Below are 16,015 nucleotides of genomic sequence, written 5' to 3' on the forward strand. Positions count from 1 at the left end.
TAACAGTTATAGCCTACTCTGCTCATCATAGCAAAACCTTAACGCCAATAAAAAGCTGAAACGTAAAAAAAGCCCCATAACATTAAGTCAGAGGGCTTTTCACTTTTCATCTATTACAACTATCATATACGCTTAACTTATTTGTTAGGCGCAGGTGTAGTACGTAAATAAGGCTTAATTTCGGTATAACCTTTAGGATAATTAGCAGCGATGTCTTCGTTTTTCACACTTGGTGGAATGATAACGTCGTCGCCATCTTTCCAATCAACAGGCGTTGCTACGTTATATTCATCAGACAATTGCAGCGCATCAATCACGCGAATAATCTCATCAAAGTTACGGCCACAGCTGGCTGGATAAGTCAGCGTTAAGCGTACTTTTTTCTTAGGATCAATAATAAACACACTTCTGACCGTCGCCGTACTATCAGCATTTGGATGAATCATGTCATAGAGATCAGCGACTTTGCGCTCAGGGTCAGCAATGATAGGGAAATTGACAGCAGTACCTTGGGTTTCTTCAATATCACTTACCCAACCTTTATGATCTTCTAAACCATCAACCGATAGCGCGATTGGTTTAACATTGCGCTTTTGGAACTCACCGCCTAGTGCTGCGGTACGACCAAGCTCAGTAGTACATACTGGCGTATAATCTGCAGGATGTGAGAAAAAGACAACCCAACTGTCCCCTGCCCATTCGTGGAAATTGATATCACCGTCAGTGGTTGTGGCGTCAAAATTTGGTGCAGTATCACCCAGACGTAAATTTGCCATGCTTAATTCCTTATTTATGTTTGTGATGAGCGTTAATACCCATTAATACTACAAAGTATCTAATGCTAGAAAGTATCTATGCGCTCTATTATTATCATCGATATGCTCAGGTATCAAAATAGCGCTAAGCACATCAGTAAGAACTCACTTTATATTAACAAACTGGTTATGAATGTCTTGTGACGGATTGTAATGCGCTTATTCCGTTTATCCCTAACTGAATAAATGTATTGTTAGCAAAGTAATTAAATCACCATTCCTGAATCCCACAAGCAAAACTCACCAAACTTTCCTTTTTTACTTGTACCGCCAGCGGCACGTCCAGCATCTGTTAATGTAAGCTCTCCTTCTTGCTCTTGTACATAGCCAGCTGCTAGCAATTTATCATTTAACTCTTGGGTCTTAAAGCCCAACTCTTTAGCAAGCTTTGCAGTTGTCAGCTTCGAGTAATTAGGTGTTGCCGTTTCTGCCGCAGGTTTAACCGTTGTATTAGCATTATGGCTAACGGTCTTATGGTTGACAGTGGCTTTATTATCAACACTACTATCAGATTCAGTTACTTTTTCAAGCGACATGCGCACTTCATCACTGATACGAATGATACGCTGGGCTTCCTCGTAAGTATCGGCATAAAGCTTCGCGTCTTCGTTACGGTAAATCAGCACACCCATCTCATTATTATTCACTTGGCTAAACTCATACAGGTTCAAGCTAGTAATAATGCATTCATTTTCATTGAGGTAGCATTTAGCATGTAGATTCTTACAAAAGCTGGTACGAATAAATGTTAGGTTTTTGAGCCAATTTATTTCTTCAGGGTGTAAATCGTTTTTGCCATAAACAATACGTATATCAATTTTAAGACGATTACGGTCTTCTAATAGCTCTTTAATACGCTCATTTAGCTTTAAATACGGGCTAATAATAATCAAGCGGTCAGAAGCATTTTTAATCAATTCCTCTAAATGATAAGTTGTACCACTGCTATTTAAAAACTTTGCCATTCCTTTACCCTCAACATCAACGATTAAAATCCATGCTTATACAAAAAAAGCCCATCTCTAGCGTACTAGAAATGGGCAAGTTTGAAAACTACTATTGTTCAGTGCTGTTTTAAACACGGTTAATAAAGCCAATAGTTATACACTAAGCTGGTTTATAGCTGTCGCGCAAACTAACAATTTGGTTAAATACCGGCTTATCGCTGCTATGGTCTGCTGTATCAGCGATAAAGTAACCTTCACGCTCAAACTGGAAACGCGTGCCAGCATCACTATTAGCTAATGACGGCTCAACCACGGCATCGAGCTCAGTCAACGAATTAGCATTCAATGCTTGATGCACATCAGCGACGCTACTTGGATCTTCGACACTAAATAATTGCTCATACATACGCACGGTCGCTGGGACGCCTTGACTGGCAGATACCCAGTGAATAACACCTTTAACCTTACGACCTTCAGGGTTGTTGCCTAACGTTGCAGGATCAATCGTGGCTTTTAGCTCAACAACATTGCCAGCGTCATCAAGAATATGCTCAGTCACTGCCAATACATAAGTATTACGCAGACGAATTTCTGGCTTTTCTGGTGATAGACGCTTATAACCTGCTGGCGGCTCAATTTCGTAATCGCCTTGGTCAATATAAAGGGTTTCGGTAAACGGAATTTCACGCTCGCCCATATCGACGTTAGGATGATTTGGCTGCGTCAACCATAAAGTCTGTGCATCATCGTCCCAACGCGCATTAACGCTATCAGCCTTTTGCGATTCCCAACTACTGACCGCATCACGAAAGTTAGTAATCGTCACTTTTAATGGCTTAAGCACTGCCATACCACGCGCCGTAGTCGTCTCTAATGATTGACGAATACTAAATTCTAATAAGCGAAAATCAACAACGCTGTCTACTTTGGTCACGCCAACACGCTCACAAAAATCACGTAAACCCTCTGGCGTATAACCACGGCGGCGCATACCAGCGATCGTTGGCATACGCGGATCATCCCAACCGCTAACGATATTTTCATCAACCAACTGCTTAAGCTTACGCTTACTGGTCATGGTATGGTCGACATTTAGGCGGCTAAACTCGTACTGATGCGGCGGTACATCAAAGCCGATCTTTTCAACCGCCCAATCATAGAATGGACGATGGTCTTCAAACTCCAGCGTACATAACGAATGGGTAATGCCTTCGAGTGCATCCGAGAGCGGATGGGCAAAATCATACATCGGATAAATGCACCATTTATCACCCGTTTGATGATGCGCTTGATGCATGACGCGGTAGATGACAGGGTCGCGCATATTCATGTTTGGGCTGGCCATATCAATCTTGGCTCGCAGCACCGCTTTACCTTCCGCAAACTTACCTTCTTTCATATCATTAAAAAGGGTCAAGTTTTCTTCAACACTGGCATCACGATGTGGTGATGGCGTGCCAGCTTCATTAAAGGAGCCACGGTTTTCTTTAATTTGCTCAGGTGACTGCAAGTCTACATAGGCATCGCCCTGCTCAATCAACTGCACGGCCCATGCATACAACTGGTCGAAGTAGCCTGACGCATGATGCGCCTCTCCTGCCCACTCAAATCCTAACCATTTCACATCGTTCTTAATATTATCGATGTAATCCTGCTTTTCTGCAGTCGGATTGGTGTCATCAAAACGTAGGTTACAAACACCCCCAAACTCTTTAGCCACACCAAAGTTTAGACAGATGGATTTAACATGACCTAAATGCAAGTAGCCGTTTGGCTCAGGCGGGAAACGCGTCACGATTTGTGGGTATTTTTGCGCATTGACATCGTCACGAATGATATTACGAATAAAATCGTTTTTTTGTTCGTCTTTTTGTGCATTGTTGCTTGAGTGCTCACTCATCGGGCATTGCTCCTAAAGCAAATTGTCAGTTCATGCTACGTGCCATCACGCAGCATGGAAAATTCAAACCAAATCATTAAAAACAAGTTATTAAAAATGATAGTAAAAAGTTAAAGTTGCGTTATTCTATCAGCTTTTGCAAAGGCATTAACAGCCTGATACATGACACGGGATAAAAAAGCCGTTAGACTAGCCATAACTTTTTAATCACCAACTTTTCATCCACCACTTAACAGCGTCATGTTAGGCGCTGCAATCAAAGAGGAATATCACATGGTAGACATGCCACCAGTAGTAGAACTTGACACCAATATGGGTGCCATCGTTATCGAACTCAATGAAGAAAAAGCACCTAAAACGGTAGAAAACTTTTTAAACTATGTAAAATCTGGTCATTATGACGGTACGATTTTCCATCGCATCATTGATGGCTTTATGATTCAAGGCGGCGGAATGGACGCTGAGATGAATGAAAAAGCGACCAACGCGCCCGTTGAAAACGAAGCGGATAACGGTCTAAAGAATGACAGAGGCACCATCGCGATGGCACGTACGCAAGACCCACATTCAGCAACCAGCCAGTTTTTTGTTAACGTAAAAGACAACGATTTCCTAAACCATTCTGGCAAAAACATGCAAGGTTGGGGCTATACGGTATTTGGTAAAGTAACAAGCGGTATGGACGTCATCGAAAAAATGCGCGGCGTACCTACTGGTCGTTTCGGCATGCATGCTGATGTGCCAAAAGAGCCTGTGGTTATCAATTCAGCCACCATCATCACTCAGTAATCATTCTTCAATAGTTATTACGCAGTAGCGATGAGTTAGTAGAAGCTTATGAGTCGTTACTGTTTAAAGTTATGAGGATAAGGATAAATGCAAAGTTTTGACCATCTAATTACCACCCGCCCTCATAAGGTGCGGCAAGTATTGATTAGCGATTTGCATTTATCGCCTGAAGAGCCTGCCTTAGTGCAGGCTTTTTTGGCGCTGCTTGATGATTGCCTTGCCTTGCCTGCGCTTAAACGCTTATTTATCTTGGGCGATTGGTTTGAAGTATGGATTGGTGATGATGCTTATTTATTATTATCAGAAGATGAGCGCCAAACCCATTGGCTCACCCCGCTTATCGTTAAATTAAAACAATTACGGGTAGCTGGCTGTGAGATTTTAATCATGCATGGCAACCGTGATTTTTTGTTAGGTCAGCCATTTTGCAATCTATTCGGTGGTGAGCTTATTTATGAGCCGTATACTTTAAGCGTTGGACAGCAGAATTATCGCTTAGAACACGGCGATGCGTTATGTATTGATGATAAGAAATATCAGTTTTTTCGCAAAATCATGCGCAATCGGTTAACCCAGTGGTATTTGCTCAATAAATCACTAGAAAAACGCTTGGCTATCGCCGATAAAATGCGCCAAAAAAGCCAGCAGAATAATGCCAATAAAGCGGCGTACATCATGGATGTCAATGAAGATGCGGTGATACAAGCAGTGGCTGATAGCGATGCGTTACTACATGGTCATACCCATCGTCCAGATATTCATCAAGCCACGAGTAATAAAAAACGCTACGTACTTGGTGATTGGCGACTGCTAGATGGCGATACACGCCAGCCAAAAGTCATTGCGGTGATTGGTGCGGTGATAGCAGATGAGGATTCAGATGAGGATTCAGATGATAATAACGCTGAGTTTGATATGTACGAGTTTAAGATGACTATCTAACCTGCTGCTGCAATTTTTATAAAAATCCACCAATAAAAAAACTCCGTCATTAACGGAGTTTTTCTATTTATTAGAGTTATTATTTTTAAACCATCGCTGAAAATAACGATTATCCAAAAACAGTGACTTTACTCTGTCTCACCATCCTGCTAATGAAGACGCACTACGCTGAGTGATAAAACCATCTGGGGTTTGACCATTATCTGCTTGCCAGCGTTGGAATGCCAGTCGCGTATTGGTACCGACGATACCATCTGTGCCTTTGGTATCATAACCTGAGCTGGTCAAACGCTGCTGTAAATTTCGAACTTGCGCCGTTGATAACGGACGCTCATAGCGCGGCCATGATTGTTGTAATCCACTCTGACCGGCAAGCGCTTTACCCAATAAGCTCACACCAAGCGCGTAGTTTGATGAATTGTTATAAACTTTGATGACATCAAAGTTTGGGCTAAGTAGCAATACTGGACCATCTTTACCAGCAGGCAGCCACAGCTCCATTTGAGTATTGGCATCCAAATAGACATCGGCTATGGTATCGACACCCATAGAAGCCCATCTGGCGGCAGGCTGCTTGGTACCCACCAATGAATAATCAAATGACGCAGGAACAGTCGCTTCATAAAATGGCGCAAGACCGCGCACCCAACCTGAATTACTCAGGTAATTAGCAGTAGACGCCAAAGCATCACCCGTCGACCATGGGTTGCGGTGACCATTACCATCGCCATCAACGCCATGCTTAAGCCAGGTATCAGGGATAAACTGCGTTTGCCCCATGCCGCCTGCCCAAGAGCCATCGAGCTGTGACCACGAAACATCACCGCGCTGCAATAGCGTTGCTAATGATAATAGCTGGGTTTCAGCAAACTCTTGACGACGGCCATCATAAGCAAGGCTGGCAAGCGAGCTTGGAATACTGCTGTTGCCCGTTACCACACCGTATGATGACTCCATGCCCCAAATCGCGGCGATGATTTCTGCATTGACGCCATACTGCGACTCTAACTGTGATAAAAACGCCCGTTGCTCGGCAAACTTACGCTTACCTGTGCTGACACGGCCATCTGATACGGCAGAATCGACATATTCCCAAGGCATCTTAGAAAACTCTGGCTGTCCTGAGTCAAGCGAGATGACTTGTTGGTTTAAATAAGCCGTATCAAGCAAACGACGCACTGTCGATGCATCATGACCCGATGCCAGCGCGCGCATAGAGAAATCAGATTTCCAATCAGAAAAACTGTTATAGCTTGGTTTGGCAACGGGTGTGGGTTTAACGACAGGTACTGGCGTTGGCTTCACCTGAATGGTTTGGGTCTGGGTAATTTGCACATTACCTTGGCGTACGGGTTTGCTCGGCTTTTGCATCGCCTGCTGGCTGGTACAGCCAACCATAACTAAGGCGGGAAACAAAGCCAGATATTGTTTTTTTAATAACATAAGAGATCTCAAGTATGAATAAGTAAAGTAGCTTAATGGGCACAGCTTTAATAATTGCCAATTAACATAGCAAAGTTATTATAAAAGCTGCCACAGAGTTAACGTCCTTTTTAACGCCTTTATTACCGTCTTTTTCAACGAGCTTTTTTAACGACCCAATACCGCGCGTGGGTCGATAGGATTGCCATTTAAGCGTACTTGGAACTCCAAGCCTACTTGATTGGTCTGACCGCTGCTACCCATATTTGCAATACGCTGACCACGCTGTACCGCCTCACCTTCTTTGACCAGCAGCGCACTGTTATGCGCGTAAGCGGTGATATAGTTATCGCTATGACGAATCATAATCAGGTTGCCATATTCTGGCAGACCATTACCCGAATAAAGCACCGTTCCCGATTGGCTCGCAAGTACAGGATCGCCCATGGTGCCAGCAAACCACATACCCATGTTACCGGCGGCGGCATCAAAGTTACGCGTCACTTGGTTGCGACTCGGATATTCATAACCTGAAGTGGCGTTGGCTGTCACTTCATAGACAGGATTTTGTGAATAATTGGGCGTATTAGTCACAGGCGGCGTATAGGTTGGCTGTGCTTGCGTTGGTGTAGAGGCGTTATAGCGATTGTTATTGGTGGCGCGTACTGGCTCACCTTGCCATAATTTGAGCCATTGACCACTATAAATCGTATATTTACTATCTAAGCCATTTAGCGCACCAATTTGGCGATAGTTTAAGCGATAGCGCGCCGCGATTTGGCTGACCGTATCACCGCGCTGGACGCGATGATAATTGGGAACACCTTGTCCGTTGGTGATAATCTTAGGTCCTACTTGGTTGGCTGCCTGATAAGTGGGCTTAGTAGCACAGCCGACCATCGTTAATGTGGCTGCTGTCAACGTACCCATCAATGCCACTGTTGCCAAGCGCGATCCAGCAATAAGCTTCTTCATACAAGATTTCCTATTCTTTATGTTGCTCACAAATTCCTTGTGTTACTCACAAGCATTTTGCTAACGGTTATAACGTTTAATGTCTCAGATACCATGATTAATTATTGGATAACCAATGGTTTTTTAGCGATTTTTAAGTACTGATAAATATCACTACGGATAAACCTATCAATTTATAGCACCAACGCCGAGAGCGTATCAAGGGTTTCGGTTGGCGTATGATGCAGGCGCACAGGCGATAGACTGATGTACCGTTCCAAAAATCTTACTCAAACCTAATTAATATTAACTATTGGTTAGGTTTGATGTTTTCTTTCTGCTTCAATGTCACGCGCTACCTCTCGTTTGAGACTTAGACTGACCACGACTCCACAGACTTTTTTAATTGGCGATGGAACTCACCGTCCAATAAAAGGGGGTCATGCGGCTGTTAAGATGACAGTCGCATTATTTAAAATATTGATGCTGGCATTGAGGTCGCGGTTATGAGAAACCTGACATACAGGACAGATCCAATCGCGCATTTTCAACGTTAGCTCATCTTTACCAAGGATATGATTGCAGTTTGAACAGGTTTTTGAGCTGGGATAAAAGCGCCCAACCGATTTAACTGTCTTACCTTGCTCATCGGCTTTGTAAATAAGCTGTCGCTTAAATTCAAAGAAACCCAAATCACTAATGGCCCGTGACAATCTGCGATTTTTAACCATGCCTTTGACGTTTAAATCCTCAATTGCAATCACATCAAACTTTTTAACCAGCTTTGTTGTGATCTGATGGAGAGAATCCTGCCTAATACACCTGATTTTGTAGTGCAAACGAGAGAGCTTGGTTTTTGCTTTTTCTCTGTTTTTACTGCCTTTCTTGGTACGACTTAGGTTTTTATTGAGTGTTCTTAATTTGCTTAAATACCTACCCAATGGTTTTGGTGCTTTGATTTTAGTACCATCTGATAAAACCAATAAATCAGTAATACCAAGGTCAATACCCACGCTTTTACCTGTCTTTTTAGCAGGAAGTGCAACTTCTTGCCTCTCAACAGCCACGCTGACAAACCATTTGCCGCCACGCTTAGAGATGGTGGCCGACATAATCTTACCGTCAAAACGTAGCAGTTCTTTTGTACGAACCCAGCCTAAGTTGGGTATGCGAATGGACTTGCCTTTAATGGCAAATTGGTCATTGGATAAGCTAAACCTATCGTCACGTCCTTTCTTGCGAGCTGTTGGATATTTCGCCAAGCCCTTAAAAAAATTATTATAAGCATCACCCAGTTGCATGATTGCCAGTTGCGGAGCACATTTGGTCACTTCTAACATGTAAGGGAATAAATCGCGCTTAATGGCATTCAATTCGCGTCTGAGCTTTGCCTGTGAGGGCTTATTTAGCTTTTTGGTATCAATCTCTATGCCAGCCGCTAAACACGCATCACGATACGCCTTATCAAGCGCATACTGCCGTTGCCACTCATGCAAAGCCCAGTTGTAGGCTTTTCTCGCCACGCCACAAGCCCGAGCAAAGTGATTTGCCTGTACGTTGTTTGGTTTGAGTTCGATGATGTGACCACGGATCATAATGCTTTTTTAACCGCCTCTATTAACTGTTGTTTTTTCTTACTGCGAGATCCGTAGAGTCTTGCTGAAAATATGGTGATAATCCCTAATACATCTTGAGCTAATTCTTGCTCAAAACTCACTTCCTCGCCCTTATTGATTATTACCACATCAACATCACGCGCCTCACACAACATGAAAACCAATTCTGCACCAAATCGCAAAAGTCTGTCTTTATGAGTAATTACCAGTCGTTCAACTTTGTTGTCTAGTATGTCATCCAGCAGATTTTTCAAGCCCTTTTTCTTATAATTCATTCCACTACCAAGATCGGTAATCGTCTCAAAAACCCAACCTTGATTGGCGCAATAAAGTTCCAAAGCTTGAGCTTGGCGAAGTAAATCATCTTTTTGATCACGACTTGATACCCGAGCATAAGCAACAGTTTTTCTGTCTAATTTAGGTGGTGTACTCAAAGGATGTGGTCTAATTTCACTTAAATCATATCGCCTATGCCCATTTTTGGTTCGCTTGGCGACTAACGTGCCATCCTCATCCCAACGTCTTAGTGTGGATTGAGCAACTCCGAAATGTTTGGCTGCCTCACCAATACTAACCAGCTTTCCCATAACTTAATCTCTATATCATGATACAATCTGTTTATTATAGACATAAATGAATAGATTTGGCTATATTTTAGTTAACTGATCGTAACCCTGCTGCCACCGCTTGGTCATCCGTCATTTCTATGGACGATGTTTGAGCGTCTACATTTTCTGTTGCTATTTCACTTGATAGCTCACTTGATAATGTACGTTTGCGTAGCGATAACCAGTAGGCATCGCAGCCGCGTGGGTCGACCACAGGACGTGCAATCTCACTGTGACTTAAAGCCGTGATTTTTCGACCTTTAATCGCATCGGCACTATCAACATCAGGAATATTAACGTTTAATACATGATAGGGCAAATTTTTGCAAGCATCTAATATCGGAGTTTCGGTCAATAATTTGACAATCTCGTTGGCCGCCATTTGATAATGACTTACCTGCTCCTACCCTGCACCTTTGACCCCGCCGCCCACTAAAGAGGTGGCAATCGCTGGCAAGCCAAAAAGCTGCGCGGTCAATGCAGCGCCGAACGTACCAGAAAATAAAACATCCTGACCAAAATTGGCACCTGAATTAATACCTGTAATCACACAGTCAAAATCGGTATAACGGTAAATTTCATGTAACGCCAAATACACACAGTCTGCAGGCGAACCATTCACCGCAATAAAACCAGACTCCAATTCATGAGTATATAGCGGCGTTGAGATGCTCAAGGAGCTTGCGCAGCCGCTTTGCTCATTACTTGGCGCAACCACCACCACCTCTGCAATGGTTGACAATGCGTGATACAGTGCCAACAACCCCGGAGCATGCACCCCATCATCATTACTCATTAAAATTTTCATTTTTGCTCAATTCTGCCCAATACCGTTATTAATGACCGTCTGTCCACTTAGCTACTTTGTTATCGTAAAATTGCTATAATCCCTCTTATCGAGACTAAGTCAGTGGCTATACTCAAAATATTTTGGCCGATTATACCCTAATAGTGCCACCAGACGAACCCAGTCTTGGGCTAGAATTTTCCCGATATTCGGTTTTATAGGCGAGTTTTTATAGGCGTTTTTTCAGTAGCAACAATGACCACTTTTTAGTATAAAAACATGGCGATAGAGTTACAATAGGCAACAAGGTACAACATTATCAATGAATATTTTTATGTTGAGGTAACTTAGTACTACATACTACTAATATGTTGCTGTAAACGTGGCTTAGCTCACAATATATCTACACATAAATCAATATTTTATGTGACTTTTATTTTTTTACCGATTAACATAGCAGCATCAAACAAAGATAAGCGAGTGTAATACTGAATGAATAATCAATCGATATTATCTATAGCTTCTGTGATAGCGAAGACCGCCTCAAAAGTAGGTCTAGCAGGACTGATAACGTCTATTGCTATGCTGTCTCAAGCTACCAATGCCGCGTCTAATTCAGCGACGACCATTCCTCTGGATTTATCTGGTATTAACATCACCAAGCATGAAATTGCAGTGATGCAAGTACTGTCAGAGATATGTCCGCCGATGCTGACGGGCAAACAAAAACAGCGTTTTTATAAATCTTATAACGTACAGTTGCATGAGTTGATGCCGTCGTTAGAAGACCCAAAAGCGGCTATTCAGTATCTATCTACCCAGCAAGATTACCGTCAGATATTGCAAGGTATTCGCAGTTGGACGATGGGTTTCTCTAGACAAGATAACAAAGCGTTATGTGAAGATTTGGCGAATGCTGAGTATTCTTAAGAAATTAATAGAAGATGCTTTTAATAAATCTGCCTTTCATAAAGGCTACTATTAAAAAGTATTCTTCATAAGCTATTATAAAAAACAGTGAAGCTTGTTTTTTAGAGAAGTATAAATAAAGTAGTAGCCCAAGCACTGCTGATATAAAGATATAAAAAGCATTGATATAAACAGAAACCAGCATTACTTTATATGCACGATAAGTAGCGATAAGTAGCGATAAATAACCATAATAAAACTACTGCTCATATCACCGTCAAGTCGCTGGTTTTTACTATATCAATGTTAATCAACTAAAAAACGCTATAAGTTTATTAATTGGTGGTGTTCTAAAAAGTATGCTGGCGATAGAAGTCAATAAGAAATCCATGCTAAGTTCTCTGATTTTATAGGGCTCTCAAGGCTTTAAAAATTGTTCAATTTTTAATCAGCATACTTTTTGACACACCACCTATTAATTAACCTATAGTATAGTATCAAGCTTGCTGTCATCTGGTCTGCGTATCGCAGGTGGTGCAGCAGGCTTTTTTGTGGCAGTTAGAAAAGCATTCGTGCATCGAAATGCAATCTATAGCTAAAGGCTTTATATGCCCATATTTTTGCCCTTCTAAACGCTATGGTTTATCACAATGATGCGCTGTTTTTGGTCGCGTCCTATTTTATTGTATTTATCGATTCCCCATCGGTCGGCATTTTGCTAAGATAAGGCGTTAATTTTATGTCCATCGCTTAGTCGTTAAGTCTCTCATCAAAAATCTGTTTTAAATCTTAGCTTTAGAGTCAGCTTTAAAGCGGGCCACAATAGATTAACCGTGAGAATCCGCACGAAATATAAGCGATAGATACATTTGGTTTTATGATGCGGTGTAACAATCTATGACAGTAAAGCGTGTAAAAAAACAGTTAGTACAGCTGGTAGTGGGTGTCAGTGTTTCTATGAGTGCAGTGATGGCGAGCGCAGCCATACAGCCACCCGAGATGGAAAATACGGCTTATGTATTAATGGACTATAATACTGGTGAAATATTGGCACAAAAAAATGCCAATCAAGCATTACCACCAGCGTCCTTGACCAAGATGATGACCAGTTACATCATCGAGCAGCGCTTAGCATCAGGTGACCTCAAAGAAGACGAACAAGTTTTGATGAGCCCAAATGCTTGGTGCCGCGGTAGTAGCAGTCAGTCTTGTATGTATGTGCCGGTCAATAAAACCGCCAGCGTCATCGATATGTTACGCGGTATCATTATTCAATCAGGCAACGATGCTTCAAAAGCGATGGCTGAGCATATTGCTGGTAGCGAAGCTTCATTTGCAATCTTGATGAATGAGCAGGCAGAAAAGCTTGGGATGAAAAATACCCATTTCGTCAACTCGACAGGTATGCCAGACGAAGGGCACCAAGCATCAGCGTTAGATTTGGCCATATTGTCACGTGCAATTATCAAAAACAGTGGCGACTATTACGGTCTTTATTCGGAAAAAGAGTTCACTTATAACGGTATTACCCAAGGTAACCGTAATGCCCTACTAGCCACTGACCCTACGGTTGATGGTCTAAAAACAGGTCATACCGATGCAGCGGGTTACTGCTTAGCCGCCTCTAGTAATCGTGATGGCATGCGCCTAATCTCTGTCATTATGGGTACAGAAAGCCAGCAAGCCCGTGCCGATCAGTCACGTGAGCTACTTAACTGGGGTTTTGGTCATTTTACTACCGTAACTAAAGCACCTGCTGGACAGTTTGTTAGTAAAGTACCAGTATGGTTTGGCGAAGCGACAGAAGTAGAGCTTGCCACTGGCGATAGTTTGCAAATTCTGACCGATAAAACGCAAAAGAATAAAATCACTACTGTGGTCGATATTCCTGAGAGCTTAGAAGCGCCTATCAAAAAAGGTCAAGAAATTGGCAAAATGATGGCGGTTATTGATGGTAAAGCGGTTGCTTCCGTGCCTATCGTAGCCACTAGCGATATCGAACAATCAGGCTTTATGAGCCGTATCTGGCAACGTTTTACCCGCTGGGCACAAAACTTATTTTAAGCTCATTATTTAATAATCTGCATAAAAACATGTCTGCATGTAACTATAATAGTTAGCAGTGATTTTAGTATTAAAAAAGACGCCTGTTTATGGGCGTCTTTTTTATTTGTCTATGCTTATCACTATGTTCATGCCTACCGCCATCATTAAGACCAAGCGAGCCAGCTCTTTAATAAATTACTCAGCGCTTTATCTTCATAGGTCGCCACCTGACAGTAATCCACTCCGGCCGCTTTTAAGCTATGCTCAAAGCTGTCTAAATGTCGTGCACGCTGCTGTGGATACCAAAATACCAATAAAGCCCGATAGTCGGTCTCAGAGGCACGAATACGCTTGGCCACTAATTCCGCTTTGCTTGCTAATACATCTTCCGCGAACATCACCATATCGACTTTTCTATGCTGCATCTCATCAATAACGAGCTGTTCATGTTGATAACAGATAACACGCGCGCCTAAACGCTGTAATTCATCCAACAAAGCGCCGCTATCTTGATCATAGTAGTAGACAATGACCAGTCCCGTCAGGAGCTGTTGCTGGCGCGATTGGCGTAGATTGGACGTCGGAATAGTAATAATAAACTCAGTCCCGACGCCAAGCGTGCTCTCGACACTAATACTGGCTCCCATCAACTGCGTCATTTGTTTGACGACTGGCAAGCCAATGCCCGTGCCTTCATACTGACGAGTTTGTGATGAATCTACCTGAAAAAACGGATTAAAAATATCATCGATAAAGCCACTATCGATACCGATGCCCGTATCTTTGACTCGAATCTGCCAACGATTGCTATTATCAAAATGGGTCAATTGCGAGGTAATACTGACTTCACCTACGGGGGTAAATTTAATCGCGTTGCTCAGCAGTATCGATAATATTTGCTGTATTTTTCCGACATCGCCTTCAAGGCTATAATCAATATGATGGATATGACTGATTAATGCCAAGCCTTTTTGTCTGGCAATAGGCTCAAAATCTGCCAACAAATCAGCAATTAATTGCAGCGGATTAAACTCGCTTATCTGTAGGCTGACCTGACCTTTTTGTATCTGATTAAGCTGAATAATTTGATCCAATGCCAAAACTAACTTGTCACTACCATTATGAATGATATCGACCGCGTCTTTTTGCTCATCATTGAGGTGCTCATCATCTAACAGCTGTAAGCCGCCGACAATGGCATTAAGCGAGGTTTTTAGCTCATGCGTAATCATGCTTTGAAAATTATGCAGCTGCACATCTAAAGACAAATCCTTTTGATGCAATTGCTGCTCGAAAGCGGCAAGCGCTTCATAATCTTGTTTCGATTCTTGCAGACGATTGAACAGCGTCGTAAAAGCCTGCTTAATCTGCACCAGCTCCTGAAACTTGAAGCGCTGCGGAATCACGGGCAGCTGCTCAAGCTCAGGATTTTTAATGACAATGTCACAGACTTCCGTAAGCACGGCGATATCTTGTGACGGCCAATTTAATTTACGTAAAATATACAGCGCCCAAATAATGGCCAGTGCTGTGGTCATTAACCACAACCATAGATTGTTTTGTAGCCAATTTGAACGTAGGGTCGCCACATCTAAGGTAATATTAATATAGCCAACCAAGGTATTTTCAGTATTTAAATCACTGGCTGAATTTGATTCATGTCTATTACTCAGCGGACTACTTGCAGCTTGCAGGCTTGAATTTAGCTGAAGCGTATTCTGGGAGATATTCTGCGCGGCGATGCTTTTTTGTGCGGGGTTTAGCGTATCGCTAACCATAGATAGGCTGCGGCTGCCATTAATATAATCGCCGACCACCGGATAGTTAAAGCTGACCGTATTGGCAAATAAGGCGTTTTTCCAATCATCTCTGGACTGATTGCTATCGGCAATAGGCTGAGAGGTTGAATAAAACAAAATACTCTCAACACTCTGCTCATGCTCTAACAAGAAGCGCACTTGCTCCGCGACCATCTTGTCACCATCGATGCTTGCGGCACTAATCGTCAGCAAGTTCGCCAATTGCTGGATATGCTGACGCTCTTCTTTATAGTACTGCACCAAACCATAAACAAAAGACAATAGAAAACCTGCCAATACAGCCAAAATCATGGTCTGTACGATAGATTGCCAAACAAGCATAGGAAGGGTTTGTGGTGGGCGGTTGTTCATATCACTCAACTGAGTTAAGACAACTTTTGATTATAGTACAGGTATTCTATAAGGGTGATGAGCGGAATGCGACATTTTAATGTAACTTAAGAATCTATTAAATTAAAAA

Annotated in this window: 14 protein-coding genes; 4 read left to right on the forward strand and 10 right to left on the reverse strand. The window is 42.5% G+C overall.

Annotated features, from left to right (window positions below; all coding sequences use genetic code 11):
- Positions 1 to 137: 137 nt before the first annotated feature.
- The 3 genes from QJS82_RS08370 to QJS82_RS08380 form a co-directional block, all read right to left on the reverse strand.
- Positions 138 to 776: a peroxiredoxin gene (locus QJS82_RS08370; protein ID WP_281490174.1), complete on the reverse strand. Its 639-nt coding sequence runs from the start codon at positions 774 to 776 to the stop codon at positions 138 to 140.
- Between the two features lie 245 nt (positions 777 to 1,021).
- Positions 1,022 to 1,780 (reverse strand): phospholipase D family protein, encoded by a 759-nt coding sequence (locus QJS82_RS08375; RefSeq protein ID WP_281490175.1) that lies wholly within the window; start codon positions 1,778 to 1,780, stop codon positions 1,022 to 1,024.
- 142 nt (positions 1,781 to 1,922) lie between these two features.
- Positions 1,923 to 3,662 (reverse strand): glutamine--tRNA ligase/YqeY domain fusion protein, encoded by a 1,740-nt coding sequence (locus QJS82_RS08380; protein WP_281490176.1) that lies wholly within the window; start codon positions 3,660 to 3,662, stop codon positions 1,923 to 1,925.
- Positions 3,663 to 3,935: 273 nt separating this feature from the next.
- Between QJS82_RS08380 and QJS82_RS08385 the strand changes: the two genes are divergently transcribed.
- Together QJS82_RS08385 and QJS82_RS08390 are read left to right on the forward strand one after the other, a co-directional pair.
- Positions 3,936 to 4,451: a peptidylprolyl isomerase gene (locus tag QJS82_RS08385; protein WP_348651549.1), complete on the forward strand. Its 516-nt coding sequence runs from the start codon at positions 3,936 to 3,938 to the stop codon at positions 4,449 to 4,451.
- An 87-nt stretch (positions 4,452 to 4,538) separates the two neighbouring features.
- The gene (locus QJS82_RS08390) at positions 4,539 to 5,393 is read left to right on the forward strand and encodes a UDP-2,3-diacylglucosamine diphosphatase (protein ID WP_281490177.1); all 855 of its coding nucleotides are present in this window, start codon (positions 4,539 to 4,541) and stop codon (positions 5,391 to 5,393) included.
- Between the two features lie 138 nt (positions 5,394 to 5,531).
- Here QJS82_RS08390 and QJS82_RS08395 read toward each other — a convergent pair whose 3' ends face one another.
- The 6 genes from QJS82_RS08395 to QJS82_RS08420 form a co-directional block, all read right to left on the reverse strand.
- On the reverse strand, positions 5,532 to 6,836 hold the full coding sequence (locus QJS82_RS08395) for a lytic murein transglycosylase (protein ID WP_281490178.1): 1,305 nt from the start codon (positions 6,834 to 6,836) through the stop codon (positions 5,532 to 5,534).
- A 147-nt stretch (positions 6,837 to 6,983) separates the two neighbouring features.
- Positions 6,984 to 7,790, reverse strand: a complete 807-nt coding sequence (locus QJS82_RS08400; protein ID WP_281490179.1) for a peptidoglycan DD-metalloendopeptidase family protein — start codon at positions 7,788 to 7,790, stop codon at positions 6,984 to 6,986.
- Between the two features lie 419 nt (positions 7,791 to 8,209).
- Entirely contained in the window at positions 8,210 to 9,364 is a 1,155-nt protein-coding gene (locus QJS82_RS08405) for an RNA-guided endonuclease InsQ/TnpB family protein (RefSeq protein WP_281490180.1), read from the reverse strand.
- Entirely contained in the window at positions 9,361 to 9,972 is a 612-nt protein-coding gene (locus QJS82_RS08410; protein ID WP_281490181.1) for an IS607 family transposase, read from the reverse strand. The genes QJS82_RS08405 and QJS82_RS08410 overlap by 4 nt, the downstream gene beginning before the upstream one ends.
- A 67-nt stretch (positions 9,973 to 10,039) precedes the next feature.
- Entirely contained in the window at positions 10,040 to 10,375 is a 336-nt protein-coding gene (locus QJS82_RS08415; protein WP_281490182.1) for a hypothetical protein, read from the reverse strand.
- A 21-nt stretch (positions 10,376 to 10,396) separates the two neighbouring features.
- Complete coding sequence (locus tag QJS82_RS08420) at positions 10,397 to 10,789, reverse strand: 5'/3'-nucleotidase SurE (RefSeq protein ID WP_281490183.1); 393 nt, start codon at positions 10,787 to 10,789, stop codon at positions 10,397 to 10,399.
- Between the two features lie 483 nt (positions 10,790 to 11,272).
- On the opposite strand from QJS82_RS08420, the gene QJS82_RS08425 reads away from it, so the two are divergent.
- Together QJS82_RS08425 and QJS82_RS08430 are read left to right on the forward strand one after the other, a co-directional pair.
- Entirely contained in the window at positions 11,273 to 11,710 is a 438-nt protein-coding gene (locus QJS82_RS08425; protein WP_201562977.1) for an MCR_0457 family protein, read from the forward strand.
- A gap of 876 nt (positions 11,711 to 12,586) precedes the next feature.
- Complete coding sequence (locus tag QJS82_RS08430) at positions 12,587 to 13,753, forward strand: D-alanyl-D-alanine carboxypeptidase family protein (RefSeq protein ID WP_281490184.1); 1,167 nt, start codon at positions 12,587 to 12,589, stop codon at positions 13,751 to 13,753.
- 146 nt (positions 13,754 to 13,899) lie between these two features.
- Here the strand turns inward: QJS82_RS08430 and QJS82_RS08435 are convergent, their stop codons facing one another.
- Positions 13,900 to 15,906: a sensor histidine kinase gene (locus tag QJS82_RS08435; protein ID WP_281490185.1), complete on the reverse strand. Its 2,007-nt coding sequence runs from the start codon at positions 15,904 to 15,906 to the stop codon at positions 13,900 to 13,902.
- Positions 15,907 to 16,015: the final 109 nt, after the last annotated feature.

It is taken from the genome of Psychrobacter maritimus, assembly GCF_029953575.1.
GTDB lineage: Bacteria > Pseudomonadota > Gammaproteobacteria > Pseudomonadales > Moraxellaceae > Psychrobacter > Psychrobacter maritimus.

Coding starts and splice junctions, on each gene's coding strand:
- QJS82_RS08370 (WP_281490174.1), bottom strand. CDS start 776: ATGGCAAATTTACGTCTGGGTGATACTGCACCAAATTTTGACGCCACA.
- QJS82_RS08415 (WP_281490182.1), bottom strand. CDS start 10,375: ATGGCGGCCAACGAGATTGTCAAATTATTGACCGAAACTCCGATATTA.
- QJS82_RS08420 (WP_281490183.1), bottom strand. CDS start 10,789: ATGAGTAATGATGATGGGGTGCATGCTCCGGGGTTGTTGGCACTGTAT.
- QJS82_RS08435 (WP_281490185.1), bottom strand. CDS start 15,906: ATGAACAACCGCCCACCACAAACCCTTCCTATGCTTGTTTGGCAATCT.
- QJS82_RS08400 (WP_281490179.1), bottom strand. CDS start 7,790: ATGAAGAAGCTTATTGCTGGATCGCGCTTGGCAACAGTGGCATTGATG.
- QJS82_RS08375 (WP_281490175.1), bottom strand. CDS start 1,780: ATGGCAAAGTTTTTAAATAGCAGTGGTACAACTTATCATTTAGAGGAA.
- QJS82_RS08395 (WP_281490178.1), bottom strand. CDS start 6,836: ATGTTATTAAAAAAACAATATCTGGCTTTGTTTCCCGCCTTAGTTATG.
- QJS82_RS08390 (WP_281490177.1), top strand. CDS start 4,539: ATGCAAAGTTTTGACCATCTAATTACCACCCGCCCTCATAAGGTGCGG.
- QJS82_RS08385 (WP_348651549.1), top strand. CDS start 3,936: ATGGTAGACATGCCACCAGTAGTAGAACTTGACACCAATATGGGTGCC.
- QJS82_RS08410 (WP_281490181.1), bottom strand. CDS start 9,972: ATGGGAAAGCTGGTTAGTATTGGTGAGGCAGCCAAACATTTCGGAGTT.
- QJS82_RS08380 (WP_281490176.1), bottom strand. CDS start 3,662: ATGAGTGAGCACTCAAGCAACAATGCACAAAAAGACGAACAAAAAAAC.
- QJS82_RS08430 (WP_281490184.1), top strand. CDS start 12,587: ATGACAGTAAAGCGTGTAAAAAAACAGTTAGTACAGCTGGTAGTGGGT.
- QJS82_RS08405 (WP_281490180.1), bottom strand. CDS start 9,364: ATGATCCGTGGTCACATCATCGAACTCAAACCAAACAACGTACAGGCA.
- QJS82_RS08425 (WP_201562977.1), top strand. CDS start 11,273: ATGAATAATCAATCGATATTATCTATAGCTTCTGTGATAGCGAAGACC.